Genomic DNA, 20,075 nt, shown 5'->3' on the forward strand with positions numbered 1-20,075 from the left:
GGCCGCCGGAACCGGGGCATGCGGCCACGCCCGTTAAATCTGCGGGCGTCCTTCCTCCCGCACCTGCGACAATCGACCGCATGACCACGCTCAAGTCGAAGCTGCAGGAAGACCTCAACGCCGCGATCAAGGAGCGCGACGAGCTCCGCTCCTCGACGCTCCGGCTGACGCTCGCCGCGATCACCAAGGAGGAGGTCGCGGGCAAGGAGAAGCGCGAGCTCTCCGACGACGAGGTCCTGAAGGTGATCACCCGCGAGGCGAAGAAGCGGCGCGAGGCCGCGGACGCCTTCGCGCAGGGCGGTCGCGGCGAGCAGGCCGAGCGGGAGAAGGCGGAGGGCGAGGTGCTCGCCGCGTACCTGCCCAAGCAGCTGTCGGACGAGGAGCTGGACGCGATCGTCGCCCAGGCGGTGCAGGAGGCGAAGGCGGCCGGTGCCGAGGGGCCGCGCGCCATGGGCGCGGTCATGAAGATCGTGAACCCGAAGGTGGCCGGGCAGGCCGAGGGCGGCCGCGTCGCCGCCGCGGTCAAGAAGCTGCTGGCCGGCTGACCCGCGCCGCCGGCCCCGGACGTCGGCCGGCCCCGGACGCCGGGCGGCCCGGCACGGCGGCCGGCCCCGCGCCGAACGGCCCCTTCTTCCGTACGGCCGTACGGAAGAAGGGGCCGGTGCCGTTCCCGGGGTCCGCGGGTCAGCCGCGTCCGCCCCCGTTCCCGTTGCCGCCGTTGCCCTGTCCCTGGAAGAAGTTCTCCGGGAGGGAGAAGGAGGGCCTCGGGAAGGCGCCGTCGGTCCCGCCGTCGGTCCCGCCGCCGGTGCCGCCGCCGATCAGGCCGCCGATGAAGCCGCCGTCGTCGCCGTCGTTCCCGTCGTCGCCGTTGTTCCCGTCGCCGTCACCGCGGCCGTCACCGCGGCCGTCGCCGTTCCCGTCGCCGCGGTCGCGGTCGCGGTCGCCGCCGTCGGGGATGTGGACGAGGTTGAAGTCGGGGGCGGGCTTGCCCTCCAGCGCGCCGGACATCATGTCGCGCCAGATCGGGCCGGGGACCTGGCCGCCGAACACCCTGTCGTGCCACTGGCCGCCGATGCTGATGCCGATCATCTTCCGCTTGTGCGCCGGGTCGCCGACCCAGACGGCGCCGGCCATGTTCGGCGTGTAGCCCACGAACCAGGCCGCGAAGCGCTCGTCGGTCGTACCGGTCTTGCCGGCGCTCGGCCGGCCGCCGAGGCCCGCCTGCTGGCCCGTGCCGTCCTCGACGACGCCCCTGAGCAGCGTGTTGACGGTGTCCGCGGTGGTCTCGGACATCGCGCGCGAGCAGGTCGACTTCGGGACCGGCAGCGACTTCGACGTGTCGCCGATGCGCTGGCTGACCGACTCGATGGCGATCGGCGTGCAGTACATGCCGCGCGCGGCGAAGGTCGCGTACGCGTTCGCCATGGTCAGCGGGGACATCTCCTGGGTGCCCAGCGCGATGGAGGGAGCCTGGTCCATCTTCCGGCCGTCCGCCCGCTCGACGCCCATCTTCTTCGCCATCGTCGTCACCGGGCAGATGCCGATGTCGCTGATCAGCTGCACGAAGTAGGTGTTGACCGACTTGGCGGTCGCCTCCTTCATGCCGTACGGGCCGACCTCGGACTCGTTCTCGTTCTCCAGTTTGGCGGGGCTGACCGGGTCGTTCTTCCAGATCTTGCCGTCACAGGCCTGGACCGGGCTCGGGTACTGCATCTGGTACGGCGAGGCGTAGACCTTCGTCGGCGGCATGCCGTTCTCGATGGCCGCGGCGGCCACGATCGGCTTGAACGTCGAGCCGGGCTGGTAGCCGAGGCCGCCGCCCATGCTCTGGTCGACGGAGAGGTTGATCTGCGTCTCGTTCTTCCTGAAGCCGTACGGACGCGACTGGCCCATGGCGAGGATCTTGCCGGTGCCGGGCTCGACGACGGTCGCGGCGGTGGCGACGTCGTCGCTCTTGTAGACGTGGTTCTTGATCGACTCCTGGGCCGACTTCTGGGCCTGCGGGTCCAGGGTCGTGCGGACGGTGAGGCCGCCCTGGTTCCAGACCTTGGCGCGGGCCTCCTTGGTCTTGCCGAAGACCGGGTCGTTCAGGAAGACCTCGCGCACGTAGTCGCAGAAGAAGCCGGCGCCCTTGACCGCAGTGATGCAGCCGTTCTTCGGCTTGCTGACCTTCAGGCCGAGCGGCTTTCGCTGCGCCTCGTCGGCCTCCGCCCGGGAGATGTCGCCGACCTCGGCCATGCGCTGCAGCACGACGTTGCGCCGCCTGGTGGCCTCCGCCTCGTCGTTGACCGGGTCGTAGCGGCTGGGCGACTGGACGATGCCCGCCAGCAGGGCCGACTCCTGCAGGTTCAGCTCCTTGGCCGGCTTGGAGAAGTAGCGCTGGGCCGCGGCCTCGACGCCGTAGGCCTGCTGGCCGAAGAACGTGATGTTCAGGTAGTTCTCGAGGATCTTCTTCTTGCCGAGCTCCTCCTCGACCTGGATCGCGTACTTCAGTTCGCGGATCTTGCGGCCGAGGGTCTGCTGGGTGGCCTGCGCGACCTTCGTCGGGTCGTCGCCGGCCTCCTCCACGAAGACGTTCTTCACGTACTGCTGCGTGAGCGTGGAGGCGCCCTCGGCGACCCCGCCGCTCTGCGCATTGCGGTTGAGCGCGCGCAGCACGCCCTTCAGGTCCACCGCGCCGTGCTGGTAGAAGCGCGAGTCCTCGATCGCGACGATCGCCTTCTGCATGTACGGCGAGACGTCCTTGAGGCCGACCACCGTGCGGTCGCGCGAGTAGACCGTGGCGATCGCGCCGCCGTCGGCGTCGAGGATCGTGGTGCGCTGGCTCAGCGGCGGGGTCTTCAGATTGGCGGGGAGCTCGTCGAAGCTCTCGACCGATCCCTTCGCCGCCAGCCCCAGGACGCCGACGGCCGGCAGCGCGATGCCGGCCAGCACGGCTCCCGAGAGCACACTGACACCGAGGAACTTCGCGGCCTGCTGTGCGGGGGACAGGCCACCGCCCGAGCGCTTCTTTGGCATGAGGGCAGCCTAATCCGTGGAGACGGCGGAACGGAGGGAGCGTCCTCCCTCCAGGGGTGCGGGGCCGCCCACGGGCCCCGCCGGCCGCCCCCGGTGACGGCACGGCAAACTCCGGCGGCCGCGTTCCCGTTCGCCGGACAGGCGCACAGGCATTGGCCTAAGCTGCTCTCAACTGTCACGGCGGTGAGGTCACGTATCCATACGTCCGGTGACGCCGAAGCGTTCCGGATGACACACGACTTTTTTGATGAATGCGTGTCCGAATCCGCCTTGTGTGTCATCCGGCGTCCGTTGTGGCGCAACTTAACTGTCCTGGTTTGCCGGGATCGACGCATATGTCGCCAGCTCACTCCCCCGGGTGATCTGCCGCTTACCCATAGTCCGTTCGGACCATTCAAGATTGGGCCCGCTGGGGGTGTTGCGCTGTGCCCACCTTCCGTAACGTCCTCAACTGGCGGCGGTGAATATGCCGCTGCCGCCGTGGGGGAGCCTCGATTCGGGAGAGGACGGCGCCGGTATGGGCTGGGTAACCGACTGGAGTGCGCAGGCGGCCTGCCGCACTACCGATCCGGATGAACTGTTCGTTCAAGGAGCAGCGCAGAACAGGGCCAAGGCGGTGTGCACCGGATGCCCGGTGCGCACGGAGTGCCTGGCCGACGCGCTGGACAACCGCGTCGAGTTCGGCGTGTGGGGAGGCATGACGGAGCGGGAGCGCCGCGCGCTGCTGCGCCGGCGGCCGACCGTCACCTCCTGGCGCCGTCTCCTGGAGACCGCGCGTACGGAGTACGAGCGGGGCACCGGTGTCGTGCCGCTCAACGACGACGAGGTGTACGAGAACTACGCGGCGGTGAGCTGAGGGGGCCCGGCCGGTCCGTGCCGGGGCCTTCCGGGGCCCTTTCCGGACCTTCTCCGGGCCTGTCCGGGGCACTCCGTGGGTCTCCTGCGGGTTTCTTCTCGAGCGGGTCCGCCCGCGAGGGGTTGCGTGGGCTCGCCTGCGAGGGGTCGTGTTGGCTTGCCTGCTAGAGGTCGTGTGGGTTCGCCCGCGAGCCGCCCTCCTCGTGCGGCAGCGCCCGCGGGACTGCGCGGCGGACAGCACCTGCCTGCGGGACCGACCCTTTCCGGGGCCTTCCCCCACCTCCTTCCGGGCGCACCCGGTCTCCCGGACGCCCCCGGCCCGCCAGGACTCCAGCCGTCGCGCCGCACGGGTACTCCCCGGGCGCCGCCCGCGCTCCTCAGACGCCCGTCTGGGGGAGCTCCGGCCGGTTGGCCGCGAGCCGGTTGCCGATGTCCCGCAGTCCCGCGAGGTCGTGCACGTCGCCGGGGAGCGCGGCCACTTCCGCCACCGCCACCTCGGGGTGGAGCGCGGTGAAGCGGTCACGCGTGCGCTGCTCGCGGGCGAGCAGATGCATCCGCTCGGCGTGCAGTCTCAACAGGCCGGCGGTGAGCCGGTCGACGTCGGCGTCGGCGGACCGCTCCGCGCCGGCGGCGTCGGCGTTCGCGTCCTCCGCGTCGGCGCCGGTGTTCACGTCGGCCGCCGCGGCCGGGTCCGTCACGGCGGGGGAGCCACCGTCGGGATCCGGTGCGCCGGATGAGGGCGAGGCTGAACTGTCGTACGTGTCGGGGGAGTTACGAAATCCAGCTTTCCCGTCCTTCTGATCCACAATGCGGGAGTCCTCAAGATTTTCCGCGGCGGCCAGCGCCCGCTCGGCCGACAGCCCGGCGGCGCCGCTGCCGTGGACCCGGTTGAGTACCAGACCGGCCAGCGGCATCTTCTCGGCGGCCAGGCGTTCCACGAAGTACGCGGCCTCGCGCAGCGCGTCCCGCTCCGGGGCGGCGACCACCAGGAACGCCGTACCGGGCGCCTGGAGCAGCTTGTACGTCGCGTCCGCGCGGGTCCGGAACCCGCCGAACAGGGAGTCCATCGCGGCCACGAAGGTCTGGACGTCCTTCAGCAGCTGACCGCCGAGCACCTTGCCCAGCACGCCGGTCATCATCGACATGCCGACGTTGAGGAACTTCATGCCCGCGCGGCCGCCGACCTTCGCCGGGGCCAGCAGGACGCGGATCAGCTTGCCGTCCAGGAACGAGCCGAGCCGCTTGGGCGCGTCCAGGAAGTCGAGGGCGGAACGGGACGGCGGCGTGTCGACCACGATCAGGTCCCACTCGTCGCGGGCCCGCAGCTGGCCCAGCTTCTCCATCGCCATGTACTCCTGCGTGCCCGCGAAGCCCGCCGAGAGCGACTGGTAGAAGGGGTTGCCCAGGATCGCGGCCGCCCGCTCCGGGTCCGCGTGCGCCTCGACGATCTCGTCGAAGGTGCGCTTCATGTCGAGCATCATCGCGTGCAGCTCGCCGCCCGCGGAGTCGTCGATGCCCTTCACCCGGCGCGGCGTGTTGTCCAGCGAGTCGATGCCCATGGACTGGGCGAGCCGGCGGGCCGGGTCGATGGTGAGGACCACCACCTTGCGGCCCCGCTCGGCCGCGCGCAGGCCCAGGGCCGCCGCCGTCGTCGTCTTGCCGACCCCGCCGGAGCCGCAGCACACCACGATCCGGGTCCGCGGGTCCTCGATGAGGGGATCGAGGTCGAGCACGCGCATGGGGGCGAGGCGGTGACGGGCCGGGTCGGGCGTGTGCGCCGGGTCCGGACGACTCATGACATCCCCTGCTTCCCACTCGTGCCAGGCCTTGCCCGGCGGCTCCCGGCGGGCCGCGCCCGCCCGTGCGCGGCCGGCCTCGCTCGCCGGTTCATGACACCCCCTGCTCGCGCAGCTCGCGGGCCGTCTCGTACAGCCCCGCGAGGTCCATGCCGTCGGCGAGCAGCGGCAGTTCGTGCGTCGGCAGGCCCAGCTCGCCCAGCACGGCCCGCTGTTCCTGCTCCAGCGTGTGGCGCTCGGCGTACTCCTCGGCCTGCGCGAGCAGCGGGTCCACCAGCCGCTCGGCGTGCCCGCCGCGCCGCGCCCCGCCGAGCCCGGCCGCCGACAGCGCCCGCGCGACGGAGGAACGCGGGACCGTCCGCACGAGTTCCAGGTCGGCCGCGTCCAGCATCCCGGGCCGCACCATGTTCACGATGATCCGCCCCACCGGCAGCCGCGCCGCCCGCAGCTCGGCGATGCCGTCCGCGGTCTCCTGGACGGGCATCTCCTCCAGCAGCGTCACCAGGTGCACGGCCGTCTCCGGCGACTTCAGCACCCGCATCACGGCCTGCGCCTGATTGTGGATCGGCCCGATCCTGGCGAGCCCGGCGACCTCGTCGTTGACGTTGAGGAAGCGGGTGATGCGTCCGGTCGGCGGCGCGTCCATGACGACGTAGTCGTAGACGAACCGCCCGGTCCTGTCCTTGCGCCGGACCGCCTCGCACGCCTTTCCGGTCAGCAGGACGTCCCTGAGCCCCGGCGCGATGGTGGTGGCGAAGTCTATGGCGCCGAGCTTCTTCAGGGCCCGTCCGGCGCCCCCCAGCTTGTAGAACATCTGGAGGTAGTCCAGCAGCGCCAGTTCGGGGTCGATGGCCAGGGCGTACACCTCCCCGCCCCCCGGAGCGACGGCGATCTTGCGCTCCTCATAAGGCAGCGCCTCCGTTTCGAAGAGCTGCGCGATGCCCTGGCGGCCCTCGACCTCGATGAGAAGCGTCCGCTTCCCCTCCGTGGCCAAGGCCAGCGCGAGGGCCGCGGCCACCGTGGTCTTGCCGGTTCCGCCCTTGCCACTGACGACCTGGAGCCTGCTCACGTCTTCGAGCGTAACCAGTCCGGCCGCGGACCGGGCGTGAGGCTGTGGACAACGGGGGCGTGGTCGGCCATCCGGCCCCCCTCGGGCAGGGGCTAGAGTCGGCCGCATGACCAAGTGGGAATACGCAACCGTTCCGCTGCTCGTCCACGCCACGAAGCAGATCCTGGACACCTGGGGCGAGGACGGCTGGGAGCTCGTCCAGGTCGTTCCCGGGCCGAACAACCCCGAGCAGCTCGTGGCCTACCTGAAGCGGGAGAAGCAGTGAGGGGCGCGGTCGAGGCGAAGCTGGCCGAGCTCGGCCTGAGCCTGCCCGAGGTCGTCCCGCCGCTCGCCGCCTACCAGCCGGCCGTGCAGTCCGGTCCGTACGTCTACACCGCGGGCCAGCTGCCGATGGTGGACGGCAAGCTTCCGGTCACCGGCAAGGTCGGCGCGGAGGTCACCCCGGAGGAGGCCAAGGAGCTGGCGCGCACCTGCGCGCTGAACGCCCTGGCCGCCGTGAAGTCCGTCGCCGGCGACCTGGACCGCATCGCGCGCGTGGTGAAGGTGGTCGGCTTCGTGGCCTCCGCCGCCGACTTCACGGGCCAGCCCGCGGTCCTCAACGGCGCGAGCGAGCTGCTGGGCGCGGTCCTGGGCGACAAGGGCGTGCACGCGCGCAGCGCGGTGGGCGTCGCGGTGCTGCCGCTGGACGCGCCGGTGGAGGTCGAGATCCAGGTGGAGCTCGCCTAGGCCCTGCCGTCGGGCTCCCGCCTGCCCCGCGCCGCCCCGCACACACCCTCGCCGCGCCGGGCGCGGACCCGGGCACATCCGGTACGGGGCCGGCGCCCGGCACGCCGGGAGCACGCACCCGGCGCCGCCGGGCCCGCCCTCCGGCGGGCGACGGGAGTTCGACGACAGGTCCTGGCCCACGGGTACCTCTCGAACATCCGCGCGCCACGGGATAGCCTCCGGCCATGGCGAATGGTCAGTGGTATCCCCCCGAGTGGCCGGACCGCATCCGCGCGCTCGCGGCGGGCACCCTCACCCCGGTGACCCCCAGGCGCGCGGCCACCGTCATGCTCCTGAAGGACACCGGCACCGGCCCCGCCGTCCACATGCTGCGCCGACGCGCCTCCATGGCCTTCGCCGGAGGCGCGTACGCGTACCCGGGCGGCGGCGTCGACCCGCGCGACGACGACCGCCGCATCCGCTGGGCGGGCCCGTCGCGGGCGTGGTGGGCCGACCGGCTGGGCGTGGACGAGGCGGCGGCCCAGGCGATCGTCTGCGCGGCCGTCCGGGAGACGTACGAGGAGGCGGGCGTCCTGCTCGCCGGCCCGACGCCCGACTCGGTGGCCGGCGACACCACCGGCGACGACTGGGAGGCCGACCGCGCCGCCCTGGTCGCCCGCGAGACGTCCTTCGCCGAGTTCCTCGACCGCCGGGGCCTGGTCCTGCGCTCGGACCTGCTGGGCGCCTGGACACGCTGGATCACCCCGGAGTTCGAGCCCCGCCGCTACGACACCTGGTTCTTCGTCGCCGCCCTCCCCGAGGGGCAGCGCACCCGCAACGCCTCCACGGAGGCCGACCGCACGGTGTGGATCGCGCCGGGCCGGGCGGCGGCCGCGTACGACAGGGGCGAGCTGCTGATGATGCCGCCGACCATCGCGACCCTGCGCCAGTTGCTCCCGTACGCCACGGCGGCCGACGTGCTCGCCGCCGCCCCGCAGCGGGACCTGACGCCCGTCCTGGCCACCGCCCGCCTGGTGGACGGCGAGGTCGTGCTCTCCTGGCCCGGGCACGACGAGTTCACCAAGCACGTCCCGACCCTCCCGACCGGTGGAGCCCCCGCATGACGGACGCAGCAGCCCTTCCCGGCCGGCCCCGCGGCGGGGCCCTGTCCGGCCCCGCCACCCCCCGGGCCGTCAACGTCCTGGCCCCCAACCCCTCGGCGATGACCCTGGACGGGACCAACACCTGGATCCTCTCCGAGCCCGGCTCCGAGCTCGCGGTCGTCGTCGACCCGGGCCCACTGGACGAGGGCCACCTGCGCACCGTCGTCGACACGGCCGGGGAGGCCGGCAAGCGGGTCGCCCTGACCCTGCTGACGCACGGCCACCCGGACCACGCCGAGGGCGCCGCCCGCTTCGCCGAGCTGACCGGCACGCGCGTGCGTGCCCTGGACCCGGCGCTGCGGCTGGGCGACGAAGGGCTGGCCGCCGGGGCCGTCATCACCGTCGGCGGCCTGGAGCTGAGGGTCGTACCGACCCCCGGGCACACCGCCGACTCCCTGTCCTTCCACCTCCCGGCCGACCGCGCGGTGCTGACCGGCGACACGGTCCTGGGCCGCGGCACGACCGTCGTGGCGCACCCCGACGGCCGCCTGGGCGACTACCTGGACTCCCTGCGCCGGCTCCGGTCGCTCACCGTCGACGACGGCGTCCACACCGTCCTGCCCGGCCACGGGCCGGTCCTGGAGGACGCCCAGGGCGCCGTCGAGTTCTACCTCGCCCACCGCGCCCACCGCCTCGCCCAGGTCGAGACGGCCGTCGAGGACGGCTACCGCACCCCGGCCGAGGTCGTCGCCCACGTGTACGCCGACGTGGACCGCTCCCTGTGGCCGGCGGCGGAGCTGTCGGTGCGGGCGCAGCTGGAGTATCTCGAGGAGCACGGGCTCATCTAGAGCCCCTGCTCCGGCCGGCCCGGCGGCGGTGCCTTGACGCCGTGCACGCGCGCGTACTCCTCGGCGAGCCAGGGCCCGAGATCGTCGGTGTACGAGCCGAGCACGGCGGGGTCACCGGTCGGCTCGTACCCGCGGACGGCCGCGTCGCGCACCTGCCCGGCACGCTCGGGGTAGTACACGGCGAACGCCTCGGCCATCTCCCGGAGGTCGCTGGTCCAGCCGTTCCAGCGGGGCATGACGAGCGTGAAGGCGGTGCGGACCAGGTGCCGCGACATGAAGCGGACCAGGGGCCGCCGGGCCTCGTCCGTGTCGTCGGCGCCGGCGACGCGCTCGCGCCAGCGGGGCAGACGGGCGGCGAGGTCGCCGTTGGTCTCCCGGGACAGCAGTGAGCAGGGCCGGTAGCGCGGCAGGTGCGCGGCGAGGTCCTCGCCCAGCACCGGCGTGCACAGGCAGGCGAGAAACCACCCCATGTCGTACCTCTCGCGCTCGCTCAGCAGGCGCGCCCGGCCGAACAGCAGCGTCCCGGCCCCGTCGATCTGCGGGAACTCCGCGTCCAGCGCCGCGTCGAGCGCGCGGGCGCCGGCCCGGTCCGCGTCGGCCGGCTCCTCGCGCAGGACCACCAGCAGGTCGAGGTCGCTGCGTCCCACGCGCGCGGTGCCGCGCGGGATCGATCCGTAGAGGTACGCGCTGTCCAGCCGCGCCCCGAACACGCCGGCGAGCCGGTCGCGCGCGGCGGCGACGACGGGGCGGAAGGGGCCGGGGACGAGGTCGGGGGATCCCTCGCGTGCGATGAATCCCCGGGCGTCCAGCCCGGGGCGGGCGGTGGTGTCGGCCATACGGTCACTGTGCCTTTGCCGGGGGCGTCCGCGCGCCCGGTTTTCGCGCCGGTACGGCGTCGGGCCCCGCCTCGGGGGAGGCGGGGCCCGACGCCGTACGGCAGGGGGACGGCGTCAGCGCGAGCGCTTGGCCAGGCGCTCCACGTCCAGCAGGATCACGGCCCGCGCCTCCAGGCGCAGCCACCCGCGCTGGGCGAAGTCCGCCAGCGCCTTGTTGACCGTCTCGCGGGACGCGCCGACCAGCTGGGCCAGCTCCTCCTGCGTCAGGTCGTGGACGACGTGGATGCCCTCCTCGGACTGCACGCCGAACCGGCGGGAGAGGTCCAGCAGGGCGCGGGCGACGCGGCCCGGGACGTCCGAGAAGACCAGGTCGGACATCGCGTCGTTGGTCTTGCGCAGTCGGCGCGCGACCGCGCGCAGGAGCGCCGCCGCCACCTCGGGACGGGCGTTCAGCCAGGGCTGGAGGTCGCCGTGGCCGAGACCGAGCAGCTTGACCTCGGTCAGCGCGGTGGCCGTCGCGGTGCGCGGCCCCGGGTCGAAGAGCGACAGCTCGCCGATGAGCTCACCGGGGCCGACGACGGCCAGCATGTTCTCCCGGCCGTCGGGGGAGGTGCGGTGGAGCTTGACCTTGCCTTCCGTGACCACGTACAGGCGGTCTCCCGGGTCGCCCTCGTGGAAGAGCGAGTCGCCGCGCGCGAGGGTCACCTCACTCATGGAGGCGCGGAGCTCCGCGGCCTGCTCGTCGTCGAGCGCCGCGAAGAGCGGGTTGCGCCGCAGAACGTCGTCCACGAGTTCTCTCCTTGTCGACCTGCTCAGGGGATCCTGTTCCCCCGTGTACCAGGGGACCGTGGTGCCCATTCTGCCGGACGGTCCAAACAGTGTGATCTGTCACAAGGATGCCGTACAGGTGTCCCGGGGTACGCGGCAGGGGTCCGATTGGGCGCCGATCCTCAGGGTCCGGGGCGGAAGAGTGTGCCGGACCGTAGGCTGATCGGGTGTCCGGAACGCCGGTGAGAGCACAGGCCGAGGGGGCTGCGCGGGTGGTTGTACGTCGCGATTCCGCCGTGGGCGAACAGAGCCCTGATGGCGGTAGGGAAACGGCGAAAGCGGCGAAGGGGACGCCGCCGGTGAGGAAGGTCCCCGCGAAGCGGGTGGCCGGGGAGGCGGCGGGGGCCGTGGGGAAGAAGGCGGCGCCCGCGAAGAGGGCGACCGCGAAGAAGGCGACCGCCGGGAAGGCCGTCGGCGCTTCCGGGAAGGCCGCCGCCGTCGAGGGCGCCCCGCCCGCGAGGACCGTCGTCGGACCGCCGGGCGGCGAGTCGCGCACCGCGCTGGTCCGCCGGGCCCGCCGCATCAACCGCGAGCTCGCCGAGGTCTTCCCGTACGCCCACCCCGAGCTGGACTTCGAGAACCCCTTCCAGCTGCTGGTCGCCACGGTCCTGTCCGCCCAGACCACCGACCTGCGCGTCAACCAGACGACCCCCGCCCTCTTCGCCGAGTACCCCACCCCCGAGGACCTGGCCGCCGCCGACCCGGAGAAGGTGGAGGAGATCCTCCGCCCGTGCGGTTTCTTCCGGGCCAAGACCAGGTCGGTCATCGGACTGTCCAAGGCTCTGGTGGAGGACTTCGGCGGTGAGGTCCCCGGCCGGCTGGAGGACCTGGTCAAGCTGCCCGGCGTCGGCCGCAAGACCGCCTTCGTCGTGCTGGGCAACGCCTTCGGCCGCCCCGGCATCACCGTGGACACGCACTTCCAGCGCCTGGTGCGCCGCTGGCGGTGGACCGACGAGACCGACCCCGACAAGATCGAGGCCGCCGTCGGCGCGCTGTTCCCCAGGAGCGACTGGACGGACCTCTCGCACCACGTGATCTGGCACGGCCGCCGCATCTGCCACGCCCGCAAGCCCGCCTGCGGCGCCTGCCCCATCGCCCCGCTCTGCCCGGCGTACGGCGAGGGCGAGACGGACCCGGAGAAGGCGAAGAAGCTGCTGAAGTACGAGAAGGGCGGCTTCCCCGGCCAGCGCCTGAACCCCCCGCAGGCCTACCTGGACGCGGGCGGCAGGCCGGCCCCGCCGCTGAGGGCCGGATGAGGGGCCGGCCGGGACGGTCCCGGCGACGGCTCCGGCCCGGGCCGCGGCCGCGATCCGGGCGGTGGCACCAGGAACGATCCACGGACCGCCGGGCGTTGGACCGGTCGGAGCGACGGGGGTGGCGATGACGCGAGCGGGCAATACCCAGGGCGGTCCGGTGACGCTCAGCAAGGAGGGGCTGCCCGCCTGGCTGGACCCGGTGGTACGGGCCGCGGAGACGGTCGTGCCGGGCCAGCTCAGCCGCTTCCTGCCGCCGAAGGACGGCGCCGGGCGCCAGTCCGCCGTGCTGGTCCTGTTCGGGGAGGGGGAGCGCGGTCCGGAGCTGCTGCTCATGGAGCGCGCGAGTTCACTCAGGTCGCACGCCGGCCAGCCCTCCTTCCCCGGGGGTGCCCTCGACCCCGAGGACGGCGATCCGCACACCGACGGGCCGCTGCGCGCCGCCCTGCGCGAGGCCCGGGAGGAGACCGGCCTGGACCCGTCGGGTGTGCAGCTCTTCGGGGTGCTGCCCAAGCTGTACATCCCGGTCAGCGGCTTCGTCGTCACGCCGGTGCTGGGCTGGTGGCGCGAGCCGAGCCCGGTCGGCGTCGTCGACCCGAACGAGACCGCCCGGGTCTTCACGGTGCCCGTGGCGGATCTCACGGATCCCGCCAACCGCGCCACCGCCGTCCACCCCAGCGGTCACCGAGGCCCGGCATTCCTGGTCGAATCGGCGCTGGTGTGGGGCTTCACGGCCGGGATCATCGACCGGCTGGTGCACTTCGCGGGCTGGGAGCGGCCCTGGGACCGCCACAAGCAGGTCCCGCTCGACTGGCGGTCATGACAGGGTGGCCCTCGTGAACGTGCTGGACATCCTGCTGCTGGTCGCCGCCGTGTGGTTCGCGGTCGTGGGCTATCGCCAGGGCTTCGTCGTCGGCCTCCTGTCGGTGATCGGCTTCCTGGGCGGCGGCCTCGTCGCGGTCTACGTGCTGCCCGTGATCTGGGACGCCCTGACGGACGACGCGGAGGTCGGCACGGCGGCCGCGGTCGTCGCGGTCGTCGTCGTGATCGTCTGCGCCTCCGTCGGCCAGGCCCTGACCACCCACCTCGGCAACAAGCTGCGCCGGTACATCACCTGGTCCCCGGCCCGCGCCCTCGACGCCACCGGCGGCGCGCTCGTCAACGTCGTCGCGATGCTGCTGGTCGCCTGGCTGATCGGCTCGGCCCTCGCCGGCACCACCATGCCCACGGTCGGCAAGGAGGTCCGCGGCTCCAGGGTGCTGCTCGGGGTTTCCCGGGCGCTGCCCGACCGGGCCGACACCTGGTTCGCGGACTTCTCCTCCGTCCTCGCGCAGAACGGCTTCCCGCAGGTCTTCAGCCCCTTCGCGAACGAACCGATCGCCGACGTACGGCCCCCCGACCCGGCGCTCGCCGGCAGCCCGGTCGCCGCCCGCGCCCAGCGCTCCATCGTCAAGGTCATGGGGACGGCCCCGAGCTGCGGCAAGGTGCTGGAGGGCACCGGCTTCGTCTTCGCCGGCCGCCGCGTCATGACCAACGCGCACGTCGTGGGCGGCGTCGACGAGCCGACCGTGCAGATAGGCGGGGAGGGCCGCAAGTACGACGCGACGGTCGTCCTCTACGACTGGCGGCGCGACATCGCCGTGCTCGACGTACCGGACCTGAAGGCGCCCGCGCTGCGGTTCACGGCCGAGGACGCGAGCAGCGGCGACGGCGCGATCGTCGCCGGCTTCCCGGAGAACGGGGCGTACGACGTGCGCGCCGCGCGCGTGCGCGGGCGCATCACGGCCAGCGGCCCGGACATCTACCACCGTGACAGGGTCCGCCGCGACGTCTACTCGCTGTACGCGACCGTCCGCCAGGGCAACTCCGGCGGCCCGCTGCTCACCCCGGACGGCAAGGTCTACGGCGTGATCTTCGCGAAGTCCCGCGACGACGCCGAGACGGGGTACGCGCTCACCGTGGACGAGATCCAGCAGGACATCACCAAGGGGCGGACCGCCGACCAGCAGGTGGACAGCGACAGCTGCGCGCTGTAGCGCCTCAGCCGCAGGAGTGGCGCAGGCCGTCTCAGCCGCGGGGGTGGCGCAGGCCGTCTCAGCCGCGGGGGTGGCGCAGGCGTACGGAGACCCAGCGGGCCCGGCGGCGGAGGATGCGCGGAATCCCCACCCTCAGGTCCGTGCCCGCCATCTGCGGCGCGCCGCCTCGCTGGTGAGAACTCGCACCGCCCGCCGAGCGGCGGTTGCGGCTTGCGTCACTGTAGTCGTGCGTCCAGCCCATACCCGGACGTGTGCCCCCGCCCCATGGTCGATAACCGCTCACGGGGCACCCAATTGGCCTATGCGCCGGGCAAATGGCCGTTCGTAGGACAGGTGTTCAAGAGTGGATGCGGCGCGCGCCCGTCCGGTCACCGATCGGGTTCGGGATCCTTCAGCCAGTTGACCAGTTCCGAGGAGAAGGCCACCGGGTCCTCCTCGTGCGGGAAGTGCCCGAGACCGTCGAACAGCCGCCAGCGGTACGGTGCTTCGACGTACTCGCCGGAGCCGGCGGCGCTGCGCGTGCGCATCACGGGGTCCAGGGAGCCGTGCAGGTGCAGCGTCGGCACGCGCACGGGCCGCTTCATCCGGCGGTTGAACTGGATGCCGTCCGGGCGGGCCAGGGAGCGCACCATCCAGCGGTACGGCTCGATGGAGCAGTGCGCCGTGGACGGGATGCACATGGCGCGCCGGTAGGTCTCCAGCGCCTCGTCGTCCGGCAGCCGCGGCCCCGACCACTGCCGGATGAGCTCGGCGACGAGCGCGCCGTCGTCGGCGGTGAGCTGCCGCTCCGGGATCCAGGGCCGCTGGAACCCCCAGACGTAGGAGCCCGCGCGCGTCTGCCGGACGTCCTTCAGCATCGCCGCGCGCCAGCGCCGCGGGTGCGGCATGGACGCGACCGCGAGGCGCCGCACCAGCTTCGGGCGCATCGCGGCCGCCGTCCAGGCGAGGTAGCCGCCGAGGTCGTGGCCGACGAGCGCGGCGTCCGGCTCGCCCAGGGAGCGGATCACGCCGGTGATGTCGAGCGCGAGGTTGGCGGGGTCGTAGCCGCGGGGCGTGCGGTCGCTGCCGCCCACGCCCCGCAGGTCCATGGCGACGGCCCGGAACCCCGCGTCGGCGAGCGCGACGAGCTGGTGCCGCCACGTCCACCAGAACTGCGGGAAGCCGTGCAGCAGCAGCACCAGCGGGCCGTCGCCGAGCTCCGCGATGTGGAAGCGGGCGCCGTTGGCGGCCACGTCACGGTGGCACGCCTCTTTCCCGCCGGGGAGGCCGAGCCGTACGACCGAGGCCGGCTGCGCGGAAGGGGAGCGCCCTGGAGAGGCGGAGGAGCCCGTCATGACGACGAGCGTGCCACAGCTTCGACGGCCGCGGGACCCCGGTCCCGCGGCAGCTCCGGCCGCGGGTGCGGCTTGGCCTTCTGCAGCACGCCCGCGGTCTCCTTCACCGACGAGGCGACCTTCTGCGGGCCCTTGCCCTTCTTGGCCTTCTTGGCGAAGGCCACGCCGATCAGCGCGAGCCCGACCGCGACGAGCACGTTGGCCGCGAAGGACAGCAGGAAGCAGACCGCGAGGTTCCACCCGCTCCAGGTACGGATGCCGTACGCCAGGGCGAAGTTCAGCATCGGCAGGGAGAACAGCAGCACCGCGCCGGCCAGCGTGAACGCGCCGCCGCTCGTCGCGCCGCGCTTGACGTCCTGCTTGAGCTGCGCCTTCGCCAGCGCGATCTCGTCGTGCACCAGCGCCGACATGTCCGCCGTCGCCGAGGCGAACAGCTGGCCGATGCTGCGTTCGGCGCCGACCGGGCTGCCGTCGGGTGCGCTCATCGCGGTCTCCTCCTGTGCGTGCGGTTCCGTCGTCCGGTCGTTGCGCGCCTGACTGCGCACGGTCCCGTCCTCACGGTCCCGCCTTTTGTCCCGTCCTCACGGTCCCGTCTTTTGTACCGTCTCGTCAGATCATGCCGGACCGTCGTGGTCCTCGCCTGCCCCGCCCGGCACTTCGGCAAGCCTGCGCCGTTCGGCGGCCTTCTCCTCGGCGATCCGGCGGTGCTCGGCGGCCTTGCGGTCGTGGATCTGCGCCATCCGCAGGTGGTACGCCGGATCGTCCTCCTCGTAGACGTCCGGGACGCCGTCGAGGTCCTCGTCGCGCTCCTCGGCCTCCCACAGGCGGCGGTACTTGACGTTCCGCAGCTTCAGCAGCACGGTCGCCAGGGCCGCGGCGATGAGCGAGCCCGTCAGAACGGCCGCCTTCACCTCCTGGGTCATCGCCGCGTCGCCCTCGAAGGCGAGCTCGCCGATGAGCAGCGAGACGGTGAAGCCGATGCCGGCGAGGGTGGCCACCGCGAACACGTCCGCCCAGGCGAGGTCGTCGCTGAGCGAGGCCCGGGTGAAACGGGCCGTCAGCCAGGTGCCACCGAAGATGCCCAGCGCCTTGCCGACGACCAGGCCGAGGACGACCCCGAGGGTCTCCGGCTGGGTGAACACCTCGCCGAGCGCGCCGCCGGAGACGGACACGCCCGCGCTGAACAGCGCGAACAGCGGCACGGCCAGGCCCGCCGACAGCGGACGCACGAGGTGCTCGATGCGCTCGCCGGGGGACTGCGCCTCGCCCTCGTGGCGGTGGCAGCGCAGCATCAGGCCCATCGCGACCCCGGCGATCGTGGCGTGGACGCCGCTGTTGTACATCAGCGCCCAGACGACGAGCGCCAGCGGGACGTACACGTACCAGCCGCGCACCCCCTTGCGCAGCAGCAGCCAGAACACGGCCAGTCCGGCGACGGCACCGCCGAGCGCGGCGAGGTCGAGCCGCTCGGTGAAGAAGAGCGCGATGATCAGGATCGCGAAGAGGTCGTCGACGACGGCGAGCGTGAGCAGGAAGGCGCGCAGCGCGTTCGGCAGGGAGGTGCCGATGACGGCGAGCACGGCGAGCGCGAAGGCGATGTCGGTGGCCGTGGGCACGGCCCAGCCCGCCGGCGAGCCGCCGCCGGCCGCACTGGTGAGGGTGTAGACGAGCGCCGGTACGGCCATGCCGCACAGGGCGGCGACGACGGGGAGCGCGGCGGCCCTCGGGTCGCGCAGGTCACCGGCGACGAGTTCGCGCTTGAGTTCGATCCCGGCGACGAAGAAGAAGACCGCGAGCAGCCCGTCGGCGGCCCAGTGCGCGACGGACAGGTCAAGTCCGAGGGCCCGCGGGCCGAAGTGGTGGTGGCTGACCGCCTCGTAGCTGTCGTGCAGTGCGGGTACGTTCGCCCAGACCAGCGCGGTGACCGCGGCGACCAGCAGCAGCACACCGCCCACGGTCTCGGTGCGCAGCGCGTCGGCCACGAACGTCCGCTCGGGCAGGGACAGCCGTCCGAAAACCCTGCGGGGGCCGGTGGTGCGGGGCGCGGTCACGGCAGACCTCCAGTCGGTGGGCAGGACGAATCACATGCCGACCAGACTTCCCGGCGCGCCTCAAATGTATTGACGTTTCCTTTACTTTACCCAAGAGACCGCCGACGGGCCCGGCGATCACCGCGTCCGGTCGTCCCGCACGGCTTCGCACACGGGCTTCGCGCACGGCCTTCGCACGGTCTTTGGGTATCTCGGGTACGGCGTGAGGGGCACCCGGCGCGTCCGCTGCCGGGTGCCCCGCGCGCGGTGCTCAGTCCTCGCCGGGCGCCTTGGGCAGCTTCGCCTGGATCAGGTCCATCACCGTCGAGTCCGTCAGCGTGGTGACGTCACCGAGCTGGCGGTTCTCGGCGACGTCCCGCAGCAGACGGCGCATGATCTTGCCGGAGCGGGTCTTCGGCAGCTCGGCCACCGGCAGGATCCGCTTCGGCTTGGCGATCGGCCCGAGCGTGGCGCCGACGTGGTTGCGCAGCTCGGCGACGAGGCCGTCGGTCTCCGCCGCCGTACCGCGCAGGATCACGAAGGCGACGATGGCCTGCCCGGTCGTCTCGTCCGCCGCGCCCACCACGGCCGCCTCGGCCACCGACGGGTGGGAGACCAGCGCGGACTCCACCTCGGTGGTGGAGATGTTGTGGCCGGACACCAGCATCACGTCGTCCACCCGGCCCAGCAGCCAGATGTCGCCGTCCTCGTCCTTCTTCGCCCCGTCACCGGCGAAGTACCTGCCCTCGAAGCGCGACCAGTACGTGTCGATGAACCGCTGGTCGTCGCCCCAGATGGTGCGCAGCATCGACGGCCACGGCTCGGTCAGCACCAGGTAGCCGCCCCCGCCGTCGGGCACCTCGTTCGCCTCGTCGTCGACGACGGTCGCGCAGATGCCGGGCAGCGGCCGCTGTGCCGAGCCGGGCTTGGTCTCGGTGACGCCCGGCAGCGGGGTGATCATCATCGCGCCGGTCTCGGTCTGCCACCAGGTGTCCACGACCGGGGTGCGGTCGCCGCCGATGTGCTTGCGGTACCAGACCCACGCCTCGGGGTTGATCGGCTCGCCCACCGAGCCCAGCACCCGCAGGCTGCCGAGGTCGAACTTCGCGGGGATGTCGTCGCCCCACTTCATGAACGTACGGATCGCGGTCGGCGCGGTGTAGAGGATCGTCACGCCGTACTTCTGCACGATCTCCCAGAAACGGCCCTGGTGCGGGGTGTCCGGCGTGCCCTCGTACATGACCTGCGTCGCGCCGTTCGCCAGCGGCCCGTACACGATGTACGAGTGTCCGGTGACCCAGCCGACGTCGGCGGTGCACCAGTACACGTCGGTCTCCGGCTTGAGGTCGAAGACGGCCCAGTGGGTGTACGACACCTGGGTGAGGTAGCCGCCGGAGGTGTGCAGGATGCCCTTCGGCTTCCCCGTGGTGCCGGAGGTGTAGAGGATGAACAGCGGGTGCTCCGCCCCGAACGCCTCCGGGGCGTGCTCGGCGGACTGCCGCTCGACGAGGTCGTGCCACCACACGTCACGGCCCTCGCGCCAGGCGACCTCCTGGCCGGTGCGGCGGACCACCAGGACGTGCTCGACGTTGCCGGCGCGCTCGACCGCCTCGTCCACGGCCGGCTTGAGCGCGGAGGGCTTGCCGCGCCGGTAGCCGCCGTCGGCGGTGATGACCACCCGGGCGTCGGCGTCCTGGATGCGGGTCGCGAGCGCGTCCGCCGAGAAGCCGCCGAAGACGACCGAGTGCGCGGCGCCGATGCGGGCGCAGGCCAGCATGGCGATCGCGGTCTCGGGGATCATCGGCATGTAGACCGCGACCCGGTCGCCCTTCCGGACTCCCAGTTCCAGCAGGGCGTTGGCCGCCTTGGAGACCTCGTCCTTGAGCTCGGCGTAGGTGATCGCGCGGCTGTCGCCGGGCTCCCCCTCGAAGTGGATGGCGACCCGGTCGCCATGCCCGGCCTCCACGTGCCGGTCCACGCAGTTGTACGCGACGTTCAGCTCGCCGTCCTGGAACCACTTGGCGAACGGCGGATTCGACCAGTCGAGGGTCTCGGTGGGCTCTTTGGCCCAGGTCAGCCGGCGGGCCTGCTCGGCCCAGAAGCCGAGCCTGTCAGCCTTGGCCTGTTCATACGCCTCCGCGGTGACGTTGGCGCGGGCGGCCAGGTCGGCGGGGGGTGCGAACCTGCGCTCTTCCTTGAGCAGGTTGGCCAGGCTCTCGTTGCTCACGGCATCTGCCTTTCCCAGGGTGTCCGTTGTGTCCCAGGCCACAGCTCATCAGACCCGGGGGTGCGCTGACAAGGGTCGACCGAAGATTGGTTTAGACCTGTCAGGCGGGTGGCCGGGGGGCCTTCCGGGTCGGTGTG

At 72.6% G+C, this 20,075-nt stretch carries 19 protein-coding genes; 9 read left to right on the forward strand and 10 right to left on the reverse strand.

What is annotated here, in order from left to right; translation table 11 throughout:
* The first annotated feature begins 80 nt into the window (after positions 1–80).
* Positions 81–545 (forward strand): GatB/YqeY domain-containing protein, encoded by a 465-nt coding sequence (locus tag AB0L29_RS15345; protein WP_365827201.1) that lies wholly within the window; start codon positions 81–83, stop codon positions 543–545.
* A gap of 139 nt (positions 546–684) precedes the next feature.
* On the opposite strand, the gene AB0L29_RS15350 is transcribed toward AB0L29_RS15345, so the two are convergent.
* Positions 685–3,018, reverse strand: a complete 2,334-nt coding sequence (locus AB0L29_RS15350; RefSeq protein ID WP_365827203.1) for a transglycosylase domain-containing protein — start codon at positions 3,016–3,018, stop codon at positions 685–687.
* A gap of 517 nt (positions 3,019–3,535) precedes the next feature.
* Between AB0L29_RS15350 and wblA the strand changes: the two genes are divergently transcribed.
* Complete coding sequence (gene wblA / locus AB0L29_RS15355; protein WP_189289392.1) at positions 3,536–3,874, forward strand: transcriptional regulator WblA; 339 nt, start codon at positions 3,536–3,538, stop codon at positions 3,872–3,874.
* A gap of 376 nt (positions 3,875–4,250) precedes the next feature.
* Here the strand turns inward: wblA and AB0L29_RS15360 are convergent, their stop codons facing one another.
* Both AB0L29_RS15360 and AB0L29_RS15365 read right to left on the reverse strand, forming a co-directional pair.
* Complete coding sequence (locus tag AB0L29_RS15360) at positions 4,251–5,669, reverse strand: ArsA family ATPase (RefSeq protein ID WP_365827205.1); 1,419 nt, start codon at positions 5,667–5,669, stop codon at positions 4,251–4,253.
* 91 nt (positions 5,670–5,760) lie between these two features.
* Positions 5,761–6,738, reverse strand: coding sequence for an ArsA-related P-loop ATPase (locus AB0L29_RS15365; protein ID WP_365827207.1), 978 nt, complete (start codon positions 6,736–6,738; stop codon positions 5,761–5,763).
* A gap of 106 nt (positions 6,739–6,844) precedes the next feature.
* On the opposite strand from AB0L29_RS15365, the gene AB0L29_RS15370 reads away from it, so the two are divergent.
* The 4 genes from AB0L29_RS15370 to AB0L29_RS15385 all read left to right on the forward strand — a co-directional run bounded on the left by AB0L29_RS15370 (position 6,845) and on the right by AB0L29_RS15385 (position 9,394).
* Positions 6,845–7,003, forward strand: a complete 159-nt coding sequence (locus AB0L29_RS15370; RefSeq protein WP_003991873.1) for a DUF4177 domain-containing protein — start codon at positions 6,845–6,847, stop codon at positions 7,001–7,003.
* Complete coding sequence (locus AB0L29_RS15375) at positions 7,000–7,464, forward strand: RidA family protein (RefSeq protein WP_365827209.1); 465 nt, start codon at positions 7,000–7,002, stop codon at positions 7,462–7,464. The genes AB0L29_RS15370 and AB0L29_RS15375 overlap by 4 nt, the downstream gene beginning before the upstream one ends.
* Positions 7,465–7,688: 224 nt before the next feature.
* A complete protein-coding gene (locus AB0L29_RS15380; protein ID WP_365827211.1) occupies positions 7,689–8,567 on the forward strand; it encodes an NUDIX hydrolase in 879 nt (292 codons plus the stop codon).
* Complete coding sequence (locus AB0L29_RS15385; protein WP_365827213.1) at positions 8,564–9,394, forward strand: MBL fold metallo-hydrolase; 831 nt, start codon at positions 8,564–8,566, stop codon at positions 9,392–9,394. The genes AB0L29_RS15380 and AB0L29_RS15385 overlap by 4 nt, the downstream gene beginning before the upstream one ends.
* Here AB0L29_RS15385 and AB0L29_RS15390 read toward each other — a convergent pair.
* Together AB0L29_RS15390 and AB0L29_RS15395 are read right to left on the reverse strand one after the other, a co-directional pair.
* Positions 9,391–10,230, reverse strand: coding sequence for a nucleotidyltransferase domain-containing protein (locus AB0L29_RS15390; RefSeq protein ID WP_365827215.1), 840 nt, complete (start codon positions 10,228–10,230; stop codon positions 9,391–9,393). The two genes, AB0L29_RS15385 and AB0L29_RS15390, sit on opposite strands and share 4 nt — an antisense overlap.
* A gap of 114 nt (positions 10,231–10,344) precedes the next feature.
* Entirely contained in the window at positions 10,345–11,019 is a 675-nt protein-coding gene (locus AB0L29_RS15395; protein ID WP_029382547.1) for a Crp/Fnr family transcriptional regulator, read from the reverse strand.
* Between the two features lie 338 nt (positions 11,020–11,357).
* Between AB0L29_RS15395 and nth the strand changes: the two genes are divergently transcribed.
* The 3 genes from nth (at position 11,358) to AB0L29_RS15410 (ending at position 14,347) form a co-directional block, all read left to right on the forward strand.
* Positions 11,358–12,314 (forward strand): endonuclease III, encoded by a 957-nt coding sequence (nth, locus tag AB0L29_RS15400; protein WP_365827217.1) that lies wholly within the window; start codon positions 11,358–11,360, stop codon positions 12,312–12,314.
* Positions 12,315–12,438: 124 nt separating this feature from the next.
* Positions 12,439–13,134: a CoA pyrophosphatase gene (locus tag AB0L29_RS15405; RefSeq protein ID WP_365827383.1), complete on the forward strand. Its 696-nt coding sequence runs from the start codon at positions 12,439–12,441 to the stop codon at positions 13,132–13,134.
* Between the two features lie 13 nt (positions 13,135–13,147).
* Entirely contained in the window at positions 13,148–14,347 is a 1,200-nt protein-coding gene (locus AB0L29_RS15410; protein ID WP_365827219.1) for a MarP family serine protease, read from the forward strand.
* A gap of 58 nt (positions 14,348–14,405) precedes the next feature.
* On the opposite strand, the gene AB0L29_RS15415 is transcribed toward AB0L29_RS15410, so the two are convergent.
* The 5 genes from AB0L29_RS15415 to acs form a co-directional block, all read right to left on the reverse strand.
* Positions 14,406–14,588 (reverse strand): hypothetical protein, encoded by a 183-nt coding sequence (locus tag AB0L29_RS15415; RefSeq protein WP_365827221.1) that lies wholly within the window; start codon positions 14,586–14,588, stop codon positions 14,406–14,408.
* Positions 14,589–14,715: 127 nt separating this feature from the next.
* Positions 14,716–15,681: an alpha/beta hydrolase gene (locus AB0L29_RS15420; RefSeq protein ID WP_365827223.1), complete on the reverse strand. Its 966-nt coding sequence runs from the start codon at positions 15,679–15,681 to the stop codon at positions 14,716–14,718.
* Positions 15,678–16,166 (reverse strand): phage holin family protein, encoded by a 489-nt coding sequence (locus tag AB0L29_RS15425; RefSeq protein WP_365827225.1) that lies wholly within the window; start codon positions 16,164–16,166, stop codon positions 15,678–15,680. The genes AB0L29_RS15420 and AB0L29_RS15425 overlap by 4 nt, the downstream gene beginning before the upstream one ends.
* A gap of 129 nt (positions 16,167–16,295) precedes the next feature.
* Positions 16,296–17,732, reverse strand: coding sequence for a Na+/H+ antiporter NhaA (gene nhaA / locus AB0L29_RS15430; RefSeq protein WP_365827227.1), 1,437 nt, complete (start codon positions 17,730–17,732; stop codon positions 16,296–16,298).
* A 250-nt stretch (positions 17,733–17,982) separates the two neighbouring features.
* Positions 17,983–19,938 carry an acetate--CoA ligase gene (gene acs, locus AB0L29_RS15435; protein WP_365827229.1) on the reverse strand — a complete coding sequence of 652 codons (1,956 nt, stop codon included), beginning with the start codon at positions 19,936–19,938 and terminating at the stop codon, positions 17,983–17,985.
* Positions 19,939–20,075 lie beyond the last annotated feature (137 nt).

The organism is Streptomyces sp. NPDC052701, from assembly GCF_040678355.1.
Taxonomy (GTDB): domain Bacteria; phylum Actinomycetota; class Actinomycetes; order Streptomycetales; family Streptomycetaceae; genus Streptomyces.

Excerpts from the sequence above, each read along its gene's own strand:
- AB0L29_RS15360 (WP_365827205.1), bottom strand. The coding sequence starts at position 5,669 with ATGAGTCGTCCGGACCCGGCGCACACGCCCGACCCGGCCCGTCACCGC.
- AB0L29_RS15385 (WP_365827213.1), top strand. The coding sequence starts at position 8,564 with ATGACGGACGCAGCAGCCCTTCCCGGCCGGCCCCGCGGCGGGGCCCTG.
- AB0L29_RS15380 (WP_365827211.1), top strand. The coding sequence starts at position 7,689 with ATGGCGAATGGTCAGTGGTATCCCCCCGAGTGGCCGGACCGCATCCGC.
- AB0L29_RS15345 (WP_365827201.1), top strand. The coding sequence starts at position 81 with ATGACCACGCTCAAGTCGAAGCTGCAGGAAGACCTCAACGCCGCGATC.
- AB0L29_RS15390 (WP_365827215.1), bottom strand. The coding sequence starts at position 10,230 with ATGGCCGACACCACCGCCCGCCCCGGGCTGGACGCCCGGGGATTCATC.
- AB0L29_RS15415 (WP_365827221.1), bottom strand. The coding sequence starts at position 14,588 with ATGGGCTGGACGCACGACTACAGTGACGCAAGCCGCAACCGCCGCTCG.
- AB0L29_RS15405 (WP_365827383.1), top strand. The coding sequence starts at position 12,439 with ATGACGCGAGCGGGCAATACCCAGGGCGGTCCGGTGACGCTCAGCAAG.
- AB0L29_RS15370 (WP_003991873.1), top strand. The coding sequence starts at position 6,845 with ATGACCAAGTGGGAATACGCAACCGTTCCGCTGCTCGTCCACGCCACG.
- wblA (WP_189289392.1), top strand. The coding sequence starts at position 3,536 with ATGGGCTGGGTAACCGACTGGAGTGCGCAGGCGGCCTGCCGCACTACC.
- AB0L29_RS15420 (WP_365827223.1), bottom strand. The coding sequence starts at position 15,681 with ATGACGGGCTCCTCCGCCTCTCCAGGGCGCTCCCCTTCCGCGCAGCCG.
- AB0L29_RS15350 (WP_365827203.1), bottom strand. The coding sequence starts at position 3,018 with ATGCCAAAGAAGCGCTCGGGCGGTGGCCTGTCCCCCGCACAGCAGGCC.
- AB0L29_RS15425 (WP_365827225.1), bottom strand. The coding sequence starts at position 16,166 with ATGAGCGCACCCGACGGCAGCCCGGTCGGCGCCGAACGCAGCATCGGC.